Annotated in this window: 11 protein-coding genes; 4 read left to right on the plus strand and 7 right to left on the minus strand. The window is 73.7% G+C overall.

Going from position 1 to position 13,442, the window contains the following annotated elements:
- Positions 1–3: 3 nt before the first annotated feature.
- The 3 genes from recA to ACZ7HT_RS28380 all read right to left on the minus strand — a co-directional run bounded on the left by recA (position 4) and on the right by ACZ7HT_RS28380 (position 2,956).
- Positions 4–1,137 carry a recombinase RecA gene (gene recA, locus ACZ7HT_RS28370; protein WP_471171133.1) on the minus strand — a complete coding sequence of 378 codons (1,134 nt, stop codon included), beginning with the start codon at positions 1,135–1,137 and terminating at the stop codon, positions 4–6.
- A gap of 228 nt (positions 1,138–1,365) precedes the next feature.
- On the minus strand, positions 1,366–2,475 hold the full coding sequence (locus tag ACZ7HT_RS28375; RefSeq protein ID WP_471171135.1) for an AI-2E family transporter: 1,110 nt from the start codon (positions 2,473–2,475) through the stop codon (positions 1,366–1,368).
- A 286-nt stretch (positions 2,476–2,761) separates the two neighbouring features.
- Entirely contained in the window at positions 2,762–2,956 is a 195-nt protein-coding gene (locus ACZ7HT_RS28380; RefSeq protein WP_471171137.1) for a DUF3046 domain-containing protein, read from the minus strand.
- Positions 2,957–3,035: 79 nt separating this feature from the next.
- On the opposite strand from ACZ7HT_RS28380, the gene ACZ7HT_RS28385 reads away from it, so the two are divergent.
- Positions 3,036–3,965, plus strand: coding sequence for a hypothetical protein (locus ACZ7HT_RS28385; RefSeq protein ID WP_471171139.1), 930 nt, complete (start codon positions 3,036–3,038; stop codon positions 3,963–3,965).
- A gap of 55 nt (positions 3,966–4,020) precedes the next feature.
- Here the strand turns inward: ACZ7HT_RS28385 and ACZ7HT_RS28390 are convergent, their stop codons facing one another.
- Genes ACZ7HT_RS28390 through ACZ7HT_RS28400 form a run of 3 tightly spaced genes read right to left on the minus strand, consistent with a single transcriptional unit; the run spans position 4,021 to position 5,955 of the window.
- Positions 4,021–4,329 (minus strand): AzlD domain-containing protein, encoded by a 309-nt coding sequence (locus ACZ7HT_RS28390; protein WP_471171141.1) that lies wholly within the window; start codon positions 4,327–4,329, stop codon positions 4,021–4,023.
- Positions 4,326–5,066, minus strand: a complete 741-nt coding sequence (locus tag ACZ7HT_RS28395; RefSeq protein WP_471171143.1) for an AzlC family ABC transporter permease — start codon at positions 5,064–5,066, stop codon at positions 4,326–4,328. The genes ACZ7HT_RS28390 and ACZ7HT_RS28395 overlap by 4 nt, the downstream gene beginning before the upstream one ends.
- 1 nt (position 5,067) lies before the next feature.
- Positions 5,068–5,955: an AraC family transcriptional regulator gene (locus ACZ7HT_RS28400; RefSeq protein WP_471171145.1), complete on the minus strand. Its 888-nt coding sequence runs from the start codon at positions 5,953–5,955 to the stop codon at positions 5,068–5,070.
- Between the two features lie 91 nt (positions 5,956–6,046).
- On the opposite strand from ACZ7HT_RS28400, the gene ACZ7HT_RS28405 reads away from it, so the two are divergent.
- The 3 genes from ACZ7HT_RS28405 (at position 6,047) to ACZ7HT_RS28415 (ending at position 12,403) form a co-directional block, all read left to right on the plus strand.
- Complete coding sequence (locus ACZ7HT_RS28405; protein WP_471171147.1) at positions 6,047–10,696, plus strand: Lhr family ATP-dependent helicase; 4,650 nt, start codon at positions 6,047–6,049, stop codon at positions 10,694–10,696.
- 79 nt (positions 10,697–10,775) lie between these two features.
- Positions 10,776–11,591 (plus strand): DNA-formamidopyrimidine glycosylase family protein, encoded by an 816-nt coding sequence (locus ACZ7HT_RS28410; protein WP_471171149.1) that lies wholly within the window; start codon positions 10,776–10,778, stop codon positions 11,589–11,591.
- Between the two features lie 32 nt (positions 11,592–11,623).
- Positions 11,624–12,403, plus strand: a complete 780-nt coding sequence (locus ACZ7HT_RS28415; protein WP_471171150.1) for an SDR family NAD(P)-dependent oxidoreductase — start codon at positions 11,624–11,626, stop codon at positions 12,401–12,403.
- A gap of 581 nt (positions 12,404–12,984) precedes the next feature.
- Here the strand turns inward: ACZ7HT_RS28415 and ACZ7HT_RS28420 are convergent.
- Positions 12,985–13,368 (minus strand): helix-turn-helix domain-containing protein, encoded by a 384-nt coding sequence (locus tag ACZ7HT_RS28420; RefSeq protein ID WP_471171151.1) that lies wholly within the window; start codon positions 13,366–13,368, stop codon positions 12,985–12,987.
- Between the last annotated feature and the right edge of the window lie 74 nt (positions 13,369–13,442).

The raw sequence follows: 13,442 nt of genomic DNA on the forward strand, positions 1-13,442 counted from the left end.
GGGTCAGCTCTTGACCGCGGTGGCCTTGGTCGCCTTCGCGGTCTTGCTCGCGGGAGCCGGGACGCTCTTCGCGGCGTCGTCCGCACCGGCCGCGTCGGCGGCGCCCGCCGCGTCCGCACCCGGCTCGGCCGACGTCGAGGGCCGGACGCCGACGCCCAGCTTCTCCTTGATCTTCTTCTCGATCTCGTTGGCGAGGTCGGGGTTGTCCTTGAGGAAGTTGCGGGCGTTCTCCTTGCCCTGGCCGAGCTGGTCGCCCTCGTACGTGTACCAGGCGCCGGCCTTGCGCACGAAGCCGTGCTCCACGCCCATGTCGATCAGGCCGCCCTCGCGGCTGATGCCCTGGCCGTAGAGGATGTCGAACTCGGCCTGCTTGAAGGGCGGCGCGACCTTGTTCTTGACGACCTTGACGCGGGTGCGGTTGCCGACCGCCTCCGTGCCGTCCTTGAGGGTCTCGATGCGACGGATGTCGAGGCGCACCGAGGCGTAGAACTTGAGGGCGCGGCCACCGGTCGTGGTCTCCGGCGAGCCGAACATCACACCGATCTTCTCGCGGAGCTGGTTGATGAAGATCGCGGTGGTCTTGGACTGGTTGAGCGCGCTGGTGATCTTCCGGAGGGCCTGGCTCATCAGGCGGGCCTGGAGACCCACGTGCGAGTCGCCCATCTCGCCCTCGATCTCCGCACGCGGGACGAGCGCGGCGACGGAGTCGATGACGATCAGGTCGAGGGCGCCGGAGCGGACCAGCATGTCGACGATCTCGAGGGCCTGCTCGCCGTTGTCCGGCTGGGACAGGATGAGGTTGTCGATGTCGACGCCGAGCTTCTTGGCGTACTCGGGGTCGAGGGCGTGCTCGGCGTCCACGAAGGCGACCTGGCCGCCGGCCTTCTGGGCGTTGGCCACGGCGTGCAGGGTCAGGGTCGTCTTACCGGAGGACTCCGGTCCGTAGATCTCCACGACACGGCCGCGCGGCAGGCCGCCGACGCCGAGCGCGACGTCGAGGGCGGTCGATCCGGTCGAGATCACCTCGATCGGCTCCTGGGTGCGGTCGCCCATGCGCATCACGGCGCCCTTGCCGAATTGGCGTTCAATCTGTGCGAGCGCGGCGTCGAGCGCCTTCTCGCGGTCGGTTCCTGCCATGGGTTCCACCCGGTTTGCTTGAGTCGATCGCTTCATGTGAAAGACGCTAACCCCTGCCACTGACAATGGGCCCCGACGTCCCCTCCGACCTGTGGACAACTCGGCGACAAGCCCGTGATTCCAAGGGTCGGGCTTCCATGAGAATGGATGTTCGATTTTAGTGTCAAGCGCGCCACGCGGTCTCCGGAGGAGCCCCCGGGACCGCCGGCGGGGCACGGCGGAGCGAACCTACTTCTTGTGCTGCAGGGCCTTCTGCAGCCGCGCCACGACCGCCTCGCCGTACCTCCGGTGGCCGTGGACGCGCGGGTCGTCGGTCACGTCGTAGCGCTTCACGTAGGCACCCAGGAAGGCCTGGAGGGTGGCGACGGCCGGGATGGCGATCAGCGCGCCGACGGCCCCGAGCAGCGCCGTCCCGGCGATGACCGAGCCGAAGGCCACCGCCGGGTGGATGTCGACGGTCTTCGAGGTGAGCTTCGGCTGCAGCATGTAGTTCTCGAACTGCTGGTAGATCACGACGAAGCCGAGCACCCACAGCGCGTACCAGGGGTTGACCGTGAAGGCGATCAGCATCGGCAGGGCCCCGGCGAGATAGGTGCCGATCGTCGGGATGAACTGCGAGACCAGGCCGACCCAGACGGCGAGCGCCGGGGCGTACGGCACGCCCAGGATCTCGAAGAGCACGAAGTGCGCGACGCCCGAGACGAGGGCCATCAGGCCGCGCGAGTAGAGATAGCCACCGGTCTTGTCGACCGCGATCTCCCACGCCCGCAGGACCTCGGTCTGCCGGGCCGGCGGCAGGACGGAGCAGAGCGCGCGCCGCAGCCGGGGCCCGTCGGCCGCGAAGTAGAACGAGAACAGGAAGATCGTGAGCAGCCGGAAGAGCCCGCCGAGGACGGTGGCGGAGACGTCGAGGACGCCGGACGCGCTGTTCTGCACGTACTTCTGCAGCCAGTCGGAGCTCAGCACGCTGTCCTGGACCTCCACGCGCGAGAGGTCCGTGTGGAAGTTCCCGTTGATCCAGTTGATCAGCGAGTCGAGGTACTTCGGGAAGTTCTCGACCATGTCCACGATCTGGCCGGCCAGCATCGAGCCGAGGAGGACCATGAAGCCGATGCCGAAGACCGCCACGCCGAAGAAGACGAGGAACGTGGCGAGGCCGCGCCGCATCCCCCGGGCCGCCATGCGCCCGACCGCCGGCTCGATGGCCAGGGCGAGGAAGAAGGCCAGCAGGATGTTGACGAGGAGGCCGACGAGCTGGTGGAAGGCCCAGTTGCCCAGCAGGAACACCGCGTAGAGCGCGAGGGCGAGCACGAGCGCGCGGGGCAGCCAGCGCGGCATCCGCGCGGCCCCTGCGACGGACCCGGGAACGGCTGGCGCGGGAACGGCGGCCCCGGGGGCGGCAGGCGCGGGAACGGCGGGCGCGGGAGCCTCGGGCACGGGGGCCGTCGCCGGCTCCGGGGCCGGGTCGGCGGAAGCGGTCACTTCGGGCACGTCGGGCACATCATTCGGTTCGGTCCTGTCGGTGTCGTCAGTCGGGGCCACCCCGCCAGTCTCGCGCACCGTACGGACATTCCACCCGGGACCCCACACATCCCCGCCAGTCACCCCGCGGTTCGGCTTCCGGTCACCTCTTGTCGGCCGGTACGCCGACGGCCGCGCAGACGGCACGCCACACGTCCTTCGCCTCCCAGCCGGCGTCCAGCGCCTCTCGTACCGTCCGGCCGCCGAGCTCCGCCATCACGTGGTCGCTCGCGAAGGACTCGGCGTAGGTCCCACCGAAGTGGTCGGCCATCCGCTCCCAGAAAATCGTCAACCGCATGACACCAGTATCCCGCTCCCAAGAGTGCAGCCCGCTCCGCAGGCCTTGTCACCGCGCTTTTCCGCCCTACGGTCGGAGCATGGCCGAAAATCCCCTCTCCTCCCCGCCCTCGACTCCCCTGGCGCGCGCCGAGCGTTTCATCTGGCTGACGGCCCGCGTCCTCGAACAGCGCCGGTTCGCCTACCACTTCCTGCGCGGTGGCCCGGACCAGGTCGAGACGGCCCTCATGGCGTACCTCAACGAGGACGGCGGCTACGGACACGCGCTCGAACCGGATCTGCGCGGCCCGGTGAGCCAGCCGCTGCACACCGCGCACGGGCTGCGGGTCCTGGACTCCGTCGGCCGCTGCGGCGGGCTGCGCGTGGAGCGGATCTGCCGGTACCTCACGGAGGTGTCGACGCACGACGGGGCGCTCCCGGCGATCCACCCGTCCCAGCGCGGCTACCCCTCGGCGCCCTTCCTCCCGGTCGTCGACTCCCCGCCGAGCGCGCTGCTGTCGACCGGCCCGGTCGTCGGTGTGCTGCACCGCAACCAGGTGTGGCACGCGTGGCTGTTCCGGGCCACCGAGTTCTGCTGGGCGGCCGTGGAGTCGCTCGACAAGGCCCGGCCGTACGAGATCGAGGCGGCCGTCGCCTTCCTGGACGGGGCACCCGACCGCCCGCGCGCGGAGGCGGCGGCCGACCGGCTCGGACGGCTCGTCCGTGAGCAGCGGCTGGCCGTCCTGGACCCCGGCCGTCCCGAGGAGGACCGGATCGCGGACGGGTTCGCGCCCGGCGAGCTCCCGTACCCGCACGACTACGCGCGCGTGCCGGACTCGCTGGCCGCGCGCTGGTTCACGGAAACGGAGATGGCCCGGTCGCTCGACCGGCTCGCAGCCGACCAGCGGGAGGACGGCGGCTGGCCTGTCCGCCGGGGCGCCTGGGCGCCCGGCTCGGCCCTGGAGGCACGCCCGATCGCCACCGTCGAGGCACTGCGCACCCTCCGGGCACACGGCCGCGCGATCGGCTGACGGGGCGGAAGGGTCTGTACGGGGCCGGTGTGCGTGCACCGGCCCCGTACGGGCGTCACCAGCCCAGCGCCCGGAGTCCCGCGGTGACGACGACGGCGGCGCCCACGACGACCAGGAACGGGGCGCGCAGGACGAGCGCGACGGCGGCCGCGGCGAGTCCGGCGGCCCGGGCGTCCAGGACGAGGTCGCCGCCCGCGCTGAAGGTCTGCTGGGCCGTGAGCGCGGCGAGCAGCGCGACGGGGAGGAGGGCGGCGAGCCGCTGGACGAGCGGGCGTTCCAGGGCTCCGGCGGGCACGAGCAGGCCGGCCAGTTTGACGAGGTAGCACCCGGCGACGGTGAGGGCGATCGCGATCCAGACGTTCATCGGGAGTCCTTCTCTCGTCCGGTGGAGGCCGTGCGCCGGCCCTGGGCCCAGAGCACGGCGGGCGCGGCGAGGGCGGCGGCGAGCACCGGGACGCCGGCGGGCAGGACGGGCAGCAGGCCGAGGCCGAGCAGGACGGCGATCCCGGCGGTGGCGCGTTCGGTGGCGGACTTAAGCATGGGGGCGAGCAGAGCGAGGAAGACGGCGGGTCCGGCGGCGTCGAGCCCCCAGGCCGCGGTGTCGCCGATCGCCTCGGCGCCGAGCGCCCCGAGGAGCGTGGTCACGTTCCACAGGACGTACAGCGTGAGGCCCGTGACGGTGAAGCCGATCCGGGCGGCCCGGCGGGACGGCTGGGCGAGCGAGACGGCCGTGGTCTCGTCGATCACCCAGTGCGCGGCGAAGGGCCTGACGGCCTTCGGCAGGGCGAGGAGCTGGGAGAGCCGCAGTCCGTAGAAGGCGTTGCGGGTGCCCAGGAAGAAGGCCCCGGCCGCGGCCGTGAAGGGGTTGCCGCCGGCGGCGAGCGCGCCGACCAGGGCGAACTGCGAGGCGCCGGTGAAGACGAGCAGGCTGAGGACGCAGGTCTGGAGGACGCTGAGGCCGGAGCCCGCCGAGGTCACGCCGAAGGCGAACCCGGAGAGCCCGACGGCGACGCCGACCCCGAGCGCGTCGCGGACGACGGCCGCGTCGGGCTTGGCCGGGGAGCCGTCGCGTATGACGGGAGGAGCTGTCTGTTCTGCCACGTCAGGAACGGTACGGCGCGACTTCCGGGCCGGTCTTGTACGTTCTTGCACCCCGCGCGCGTTGGTACGCCCCCGGCGGTACCCCCACGCTGCGGGTGAAGTGGCGGCTGAGGTGCGACTGGTCGGTGAAGCCGACGGCGGCCGCCGCCTCCGCCGGCGGTGTGCCCGCGTCGAGGAGCTGCCGGGCCCGTCGTACGCGCGCGTCGGTGAGCCAGGTGTGCGGAGGCATCCCGTACGTCTCGCGGAAGGCGCGGAGCAGGGCGAACGGGCTGGTGCCGAGGTCGGAGGCGAGCCGCTCCAGGGTCGGCGGCGCGATCATCCCGGCCTCCAGGACCTCCCGCGCGCGTGCCGCGTTCCGGGCGCCCGCCGAGCGGGGCGGGAGCGGGGTGACGAGCCCGCCGTGGCTGCGCAGGAGCCGCGCGGTGACCAGGCGCAGCAGGCTGTCCGCGGCGAGCGCGTTGCCCTCCTCGGCGGCCCGGTGGACGCCGACGACGAGCTGCGCGGCGTACGGGTCGTCGACGACGGGCGAGGTGAAGCCGGCCTCGCCGCGCAGCGCGAGGGTGTCGGCGGCGATCGACCTGACGATCTCCGCGTCGGGGTAGATCGTCCGGTAGGTCCAGCCCTCGGGCACGCCCGCGTGCCCGGTGTGCGGGGTGTCCGGGTTGACGAGGGCGATCTGCCCGGGCCCGGCGTGGACGAGCTCGTCGCGGGAGTGGAAGGCCTCGACGCCCTCGGTGATCGCGGCGAAGACGAAGCTCTCGTGGGTGTGCCGGGCGAAGGCCTTGTGGATGTAGTGGGCGTGCAGCAGGTCGACCCCGGGCAGCTCGGCGTACTGCCAGTACCGTGCCCGTTCCCCGCTCGCGCCGCCCTGCTCCGTACCCCTGGCCATTCCCCCATTCTGCGCCCCGCCGGCGCCCGGCGACGATCGGGATCCGCCCAGGTCCGGACGGTTGTCAGTGGTCGGGTGCACGATGGGGGGCATGGTCAGGTCCGCGCTCGACGAGTTCTCCCCCGCGACCCGTGGTTGGTTCACCGGGGCCTTCACCGCGCCCACGGCGGCGCAGGAGGGCGCCTGGAAGGCCATCGGGGCGGGTTCCGACGTGCTCGTCGTCGCGCCGACGGGCTCGGGCAAGACGCTGGCGGCGTTCCTGGCCTCTCTGGACCGGCTCGCGTCCGCGCCGCCGCCCGCAGAGGCGAAGAAGCGCTGCCGTGTGCTGTACGTGTCGCCGCTGAAGGCCCTCGCCGTGGACGTCGAGCGGAACCTGCGCTCGCCGCTGACCGGCATCCGCCAGGAGTCGGTGCGGCTCGGGCTGCCCGAGCCGGACGTCCGGGTGGGGATCCGGTCCGGGGACACCCCGGCGGCCGAGCGCCGGGCGCTCGCGACCCGGCCGCCGGACATCCTGATCACCACGCCCGAGTCCCTGTTCCTGATGCTGACGTCCGCCACGCGCGAGGCCCTGACGGGCGTGGAGACGGTGATCCTGGACGAGGTCCACGCGGTCGCGGGCACGAAGCGGGGCGCGCACCTGGCGCTCTCCCTGGAGCGGCTCGACGAGCTGCTGCCGCGTCCGGCGCGCCGGATCGGCCTGTCGGCCACGGTCCGGCCGGTCGACGAGGTGGCGCGCTATCTCTCCCCGGGGCGCGCGGTGGAGATCGTGCAGCCGCCGTCGGGCAAGGAGTTCGACCTGTCCGTCGTGGTCCCCGTCGAGGACATGGGCGAGTTGGGCGGCTCCCCCGCGTCCGAGGGGAAGGACGGTGGGGACAAGCCGTCGATCTGGCCGCACGTCGAGGAGCGGATCGCCGATCTCGTCCAGTCCCATCGCTCCACGATCGTCTTCGCGAACTCCCGCCGGCTCGCGGAGCGCCTGTGCAACCGGCTCAACGAGATCGCGTACGAGCGGGCGACCGGAGAGCCGCTCCCCGAGGGGGCTCCCCCGGCGCAGGTCATGGCGCAGTCGGGGGCGGCGCAGGGCGCCCCGCCGCTGCTCGCGCGGGCCCACCACGGTTCGGTGTCGAAGGAGCAGCGCGCCCAGGTCGAGGAGGACCTGAAGGCGGGCCGGCTGCCCGCCGTGGTGGCCACCTCCAGCCTGGAGCTGGGCATCGACATGGGCGCGGTCGACCTGGTGGTGCAGGTCGAGTCGCCGCCCTCGGTCGCCTCCGGACTGCAGCGCGTGGGCCGCGCGGGCCACCAGGTGGGGGCGGTCTCCACGGGCGTGGTCTTCCCGAAGTACCGGGGCGACCTGGTGCAGGCGGCCGTGGTCACCGAGCGGATGCGGTCCGGCGCGATCGAGTCCATGCGGATCCCCGCCAATCCGCTGGACGTCCTGGCGCAGCAGCTGGTCGCGATGGTCGCGCTCGACACCTGGCAGGTGGACGACCTGCTGGCGGTGGTGCGCCGGTCGGCCCCGTTCGCGTCGCTGCCGGAGTCGGCGTTCACGGGCGTCCTGGACATGCTGGCCGGCCGCTACCCCTCGGACGCCTTCGCGGAGCTGCGCCCGCGCGTGGTGTGGGACCGGGTGGCCGGGACGGTCACGGGACGGCCGGGTGCGCAGCGGCTCGCCGTCACCTCGGGCGGCACGATCCCGGACCGCGGCCTGTTCGGCGTCTTCCTGGCGGGCTCGGACCCGAAGAAGGGCGGGGGCCGGGTCGGCGAGCTCGACGAGGAGATGGTGTACGAGTCGCGGGTCGGCGACGTGTTCACGCTCGGCACGACCTCCTGGCGGATCGAGGACATCACCCGGGACCGGGTGCTCGTCTCGCCCGCGCCCGGGGTGCCGGGCCGGCTGCCGTTCTGGAAGGGCGACCAGCTGGGCCGCCCGCTCGAACTGGGGCGGGCGGTGGGCGCGTTCCTCCGCGAGGTCGGCGCCCTCGGGGACGAGGACGCGCGCCTGCGGCTGCTCGCCGCGGGCCTGGACGGCTGGGCCGCGGAGAACGTCCTGGCGTACCTCAAGGAGCAGCGCGAGGCCTGCGGGCACGTGCCGGACGATCGGACGATCCTGGTCGAGCGCTTCCGCGACGAGCTCGGGGACTGGCGGGTCGTCATCCACTCGCCGTTCGGGGCGCAGGTGCACGCCCCGTGGGCGCTGGCGCTCGGCGCGCGGCTCGCCGAGCGGTACGGCATGGACGCGCAGGTGATGCACGCGGACGACGGCATCGTGCTGCGCCTGCCGGACGCCGACCTGATGGGCCTGGACATGGGCCTGGACCTCCTGGACCACGAGCCGGTCGACCCGGGCCGGCACCTGGACACGACGTACGACCCGGACAAGGCGCCCGTGGGCGCGGCCGACGCCCTCTTCGACCGGGGTGAGATCGGGCAGATCGTCACCGACCAGGTGGGCGGCTCCGCGCTGTTCGCCTCCCGCTTCCGCGAGTGCGCCGCCCGCGCCCTGCTGCTGCCCAAGCGCAATCCCGGCAAGCGCACCCCGCTCTGGCAGCAGCGCCAGCGCGCGGCCCAGCTCCTCCAAGTGGCGAGCGAGTTCGGCTCGTTCCCGATCGTCCTGGAGGCCGTCCGCGAGTGCCTCCAGGACGTCTTCGACCTCCCGGGCCTCGAAGAGCTGATGGGGGACATCGAGTCCCGCCGCGTCCGCCTCGTCGAGGTCACCACCCCGGAACCCTCCCCCTTCGCCCGCTCGCTCCTCTTCGGGTACGTGGCGCAGTTCCTGTACGAGGGCGACTCACCGCTCGCCGAGCGGCGGGCGGCCGCGCTCTCCCTGGACTCCCGGCTGCTCGCGGAGCTCCTCGGCCAGGCGGAGCTGCGGGAACTGCTCGACCCCGAGGTCCTGGCGGAGCTGGAGCGGGAGCTCCAGTGGCTGACGGAGGACCGCAGGATCAAGGACGTGGAGGGCGTCGCCGACCTGTTGCGGGTGCTGGGCCCGCTGACGGACGAGGAGCTGGCCGAGCGGGGCGCCGAGGCGGGGTGGGCGCCGGAGCTCGGGGCGGCCCGCCGCGCGATCCGGGTGCGGATCGGCGGCCGGGACCACTGGGCGGCGATCGAGGACGCGGGCCGGCTGCGGGACGCCCTGGGCACGGCCCTGCCGGTCGGCGTGCCCGAGGCCTTCACCGAGCCGGTCAAGGACCCGCTGGGCGACCTGCTCGCGCGCCACGCGCGCACGCACGGCCCGTTCACCTCCTCGCAGGCCGCCGCCCGCTTCGGCCTCGGCGCGGCCGTCACCGACGGCGCGCTCCAGCGTCTCGCCGCCTCGGGCAGGGTCGTCCAGGGCGAGTTCCACCCCTCCGGCATCGGCCAGGAGTGGTGCGACGCGACGGTCCTGCGGCGGCTGCGGCGCCGCTCCCTTGCGGCCCTGCGCCACGAGCTGGAGCCGGTGCCGCCGGCGGCCCTCGCCACGTTCCTGCCGCAGTGGCAGCACCTGGGGAGCAACAGCCTGCGCGGCATCGACGGCCTCGCACGCGCGATCGAGCAGCTCCAGGGCGCGCCGGTCCCGGCCTCGGCCCTGGAGAAGCTGATCCTGCCGTCCCGCGTCCGGGACTACTCCCCGGCGCTGCTCGACGAGCTGACGACGACCGGCGAGGTCGTGTGGGCGGGCGCGGGCTCACTGCCGGGCAAGGACGGCTGGGTCTCGCTCTACCTCGCGGACGCGGCCCCGCTGCTCCTCCCGGCCGCGCACCCGCTGGAGCTGTCGGCCCTCCACGAGTCGGTGCTGACGGCCCTCTCCGGCGGATACGGCCTGTTCTTCCGGCAGATCGCCGACCAGATCCGGGCCACCACCCACCCGGACGCCACCGATCCGCAGCTCGCCGACGCCCTCTGGGACCTGGCCTGGTCGGGCCGGCTCACCAACGACACCCTCGCCCCGCTGCGCGCGCTCCTCGGTTCGGGCCGCACGGCGGGCTCCACGGCGCACCGCGCGCGGCGCACGATCCCGCGCGGCCGGTACGGCACGCTGACCGCCGCGGCCCGCCCCGCCTCCCGGACAGGTCCGCCGACGGTCTCGGGCCGCTGGTCGACGCTGCCCCCGATCGAGCCGGAGCCGACGCACCGGGCGCACGCCCTGGCCCGCACCCTCCTGGACCGGCACGGCGTGGTCACGCGGGGCGCGGTGGCAGCCGAGGGTGTGGAGGGCGGGTTCTCGGCCACGTACCGGATCCTGGCCGCCTTCGAGGACAGCGGGCAGGCCCGCCGCGGCTACGTCGTGGAGGGGCTCGGCGCGGCCCAGTTCGCGATGGACGGGGCGGTGGACCGGTTGCGGGCGGCGGCGACGGCCCGCGACCGGGGCGCCGAGGCGGCGGCGGGCCCGCGCGCCCTGGTCCTGGCGGCGGCCGACCCGGCGAACGCGTACGGTGCGGCGCTGTCCTGGCCCGAGCCGCCGACGGGCGCCGGACACAAGCCGGGCCGCAAGGCGGGCGCGATGGTCGTCCTGGTCGACGGCGAGCTCACGCTCTACATGGAGCGCGGCGGCAAGACGCTCCTCTCCTGGCCGACGGACCCGGAGGACCCGTCCCTGAGGGCGGCGGCGGAGGCGCTGGCGGAGGCGGCGAGGGCGGGCACGCTGGGCACGGTGACGGTGGAGCGGATCAACGGCACGACATCCCTGACGTCCCCCCTCTCCCGCCCCCTGGAATCCGCCGGCTTCCTGGCCACCCCCAGAGGCCTCCGCCTGCGCCCCTGACCGCGAAGAACCTCCGCCCCTGACCTCGAAGAACCTGCACCCCCGACCGCGAAGACGGCCTGACCCCCACAATGGACCCGTGCCCGAAGGAGACACCGTCTGGCAGGCCGCGCGGCGCCTGCACACCGCGCTCGCCGGTCAGGTCCTGACCCGTGCGGATCTCCGTGTGCCCCGGTTCGCGACCGCCGATCTCACCGGGCGCGCGGTCCTCGACGTCACCCCGCGCGGCAAGCACCTGCTGGCGCGGATCGAGGGCGGGCTCACCCTCCACTCGCATCTGCGGATGGACGGCGCCTGGCGGGTGTACGCCACCGGGGAGCGCCCGCGCGGCGGCCCGGAGCACCAGATCCGGGCGATCCTCGGGAACGCCGCGTTCACCGCGTACGGCTACCGCCTCCCCGTCCTGGAGCTGATCCGTACCGCAGAGGAGTCCCGTGCCGTCGGCCACCTCGGCCCGGACCTGCTCGGCCCGGACTGGGATCCGGAGGAGGCCGTGCGGCGGCTCGGCGCCGACCCGGAGCGTCCCCTCGGCGAGGCCCTCCTCGACCAGCGCAACCTCGCGGGCATCGGCAACGTGTACAAGTCGGAGCTGGCCTTCCTCGCCGCCGTCACCCCCTGGCTCCCGGTCGGCGAGCTCGCCCCGGAGGTCCCGGCCCGCCTGGTCGCCACGGCCCATCGCCTGCTCGACGCGAACAAGGACCGTCCGGACCGGCGCACCACGACCACGCGCCGCCCCGGCACCCCGCTGCACGTCTACGGCCGCGAGGGCCGGCCCTGCCTCCGCTGCGGCGCCCCGATCCGCAGGGCGGAGCTCGGCGACCGCGTCACGTACTGGTGTCCCGGCTGTCAGCGGGGCCCCGACGGAAGCTCCGACGAAGGCGCCACCAACAATTGACGACCCGTCAGATCCAGTCGTACGGTCCGGACATGACGTCGACGACGAGCACCCTCCCGGCATACGACCTGACCGGCCGCACCGCGTTCGTCACGGGCGCCGCGAGCGGCATCGGCCGTGCCACCGCGGTCCTCCTCGCGAGGGCCGGCGCCACCGTCCACTGCGCCGACCGCGACGAGAAGGGCCTCGACGAGACCGCGGCCCTGATCGCCCGACAGGGCGGCACCGCGCACACCCACCCCCTGGACGTCACCGACCGCCCCACCCTCGCCGCGGCCGTCCACGCGGCCGGCCCGCTCCACGTCATGGCCGCGATCGCCGGGATCATGCACACGAGCACCGTCCTCGACACCCGTGACGAGGACCTCGACCGCGTCCTCGCCGTCAACTTCAAGGGCGTGCTGTACGCGTGCCAGGAGGCGGCCCGTTCGATGATCGCCTCCGGCGTTCCCGGCTCGATCGTGACGATGGCCTCGGGCGCGATGGACACCGCGAGCCCGGGCCTGCTCTGCTACAGCGTCACCAAGGCGGCCGTCGTCCAGTTGACGAAGACCCTGGCGACGGAGGCGGGCCCGCACGGCATCCGGGTCAACGCGGTCGCCCCGGGCTGGATCCGCACTCCGATGACGGACCGCCACGAGCCGGCCGCCCAACTGCAGGCCGAGGCCGCGATGGTCCGTCACTCTCCGCTGGGGCGGGTCGGCGAGGCCGAGGACATCGCGCACGCGGTCCTGCATCTGGCCTCCGACGCCTCCGCGTTCACGACCGGCCAGATCCTCCGCCCCAACGGCGGCGTCGCGATGCCCTGGTGACCGCCCGGCCGTCGAGCACCCCGGCCCGCCCTACGGACGCCGAAGAGTCCGCCGAATCCCGCCGCCCCGCAGACACCGGAGCGGCCCCCGACCGAGAAGGCTCCCGCCGCCCCGCAGACACCGCGGCGACCCCCGGCCGAGAAGGCTCCCGCCGCCCCGACGACGCCGCCACGTGCACCGGAAGCAGGCTCAGTCCCCAGCCGCCCGCGGCCACTGCCCCCTCGACCGGCCCGGTCTCGCCCGGCAGCAGCAGCAGGCGCAGCACCGCCCACCACCAGAGCCCTCCGGCCGCGAGGCCGCACGCCAGCAGCGCGAGCGTCACCAGCGGAACCCGTCGCCGTACCATGGCCGCCTCCTGCGGTCGACGCTAGACCGGCAGGATCACCCTGCGGGAGGGCGCACCGGTGGCAGAACCGGCGCACACGGCCCAGTCGGACGTCCCTCCCACCATGGCACGCCACCCCGGAACCCGGCATCTCAGAGAAGCACCGAGGAATCGGCCAAAGCCCACCGGAAACGAGAAAAGCCCCGGTCAGCGCCCCGCGAACAGGGCACCGACCGGGGCTTCGCCCCACTTCGGTTCAGGCAGCGACGACGTCCACCGCTTCCGCGGGCGCCTTGATGGTCACGCGCTCGGTGGTCACACCGGCCACCGACGTCACCGACACCGAATTGAGCATCGGGCGTACCGGTGTCGGCACCGGTTCGCTCGCCGCTGCCGACGCAGCCAGTTCGGCGAGCGACAGTTCGTCGCTCACTTCGCGCATGAGCTCGGACATCCGTACGTCCAACGCGTCGCAGATCGCGGAGAGCAGCTCGGAGGAAGCCTCCTTCTGCCCCCGCTCCACCTCGGAGAGATAGCCGAGCGAGACTCGGGCGGACGAGGAGACTTCGCGCAGAGTACGGCCCTGGCGCTGGCGCTGCCGACGCAGCACGTCACCCAGCAGGCGACGGAGCAGAATCATCGGTGGCTCCCTCCTCGGACCGCGTAGCCGCATCCTTCACGCCCCACCGTACCGCCTCGCGCTGCGGCCGTGCG

The sequence above is a fragment of the Streptomyces sp. NPDC037410 genome, assembly GCF_055602235.1.

Bases quoted from the DNA above. Each gene is read 5' to 3' on its own strand.
- recA (WP_471171133.1), bottom strand. From the start codon at position 1,137: ATGGCAGGAACCGACCGCGAGAAGGCGCTCGACGCCGCGCTCGCACAG.
- ACZ7HT_RS28375 (WP_471171135.1), bottom strand. From the start codon at position 2,475: ATGCCGCGCTGGCTGCCCCGCGCGCTCGTGCTCGCCCTCGCGCTCTAC.
- ACZ7HT_RS28380 (WP_471171137.1), bottom strand. From the start codon at position 2,956: ATGCGGTTGACGATTTTCTGGGAGCGGATGGCCGACCACTTCGGTGGG.
- ACZ7HT_RS28385 (WP_471171139.1), top strand. From the start codon at position 3,036: ATGGCCGAAAATCCCCTCTCCTCCCCGCCCTCGACTCCCCTGGCGCGC.
- ACZ7HT_RS28390 (WP_471171141.1), bottom strand. From the start codon at position 4,329: ATGAACGTCTGGATCGCGATCGCCCTCACCGTCGCCGGGTGCTACCTC.
- ACZ7HT_RS28400 (WP_471171145.1), bottom strand. From the start codon at position 5,955: ATGGCCAGGGGTACGGAGCAGGGCGGCGCGAGCGGGGAACGGGCACGG.
- ACZ7HT_RS28405 (WP_471171147.1), top strand. From the start codon at position 6,047: ATGGTCAGGTCCGCGCTCGACGAGTTCTCCCCCGCGACCCGTGGTTGG.
- ACZ7HT_RS28415 (WP_471171150.1), top strand. From the start codon at position 11,624: ATGACGTCGACGACGAGCACCCTCCCGGCATACGACCTGACCGGCCGC.
- ACZ7HT_RS28420 (WP_471171151.1), bottom strand. From the start codon at position 13,368: ATGATTCTGCTCCGTCGCCTGCTGGGTGACGTGCTGCGTCGGCAGCGC.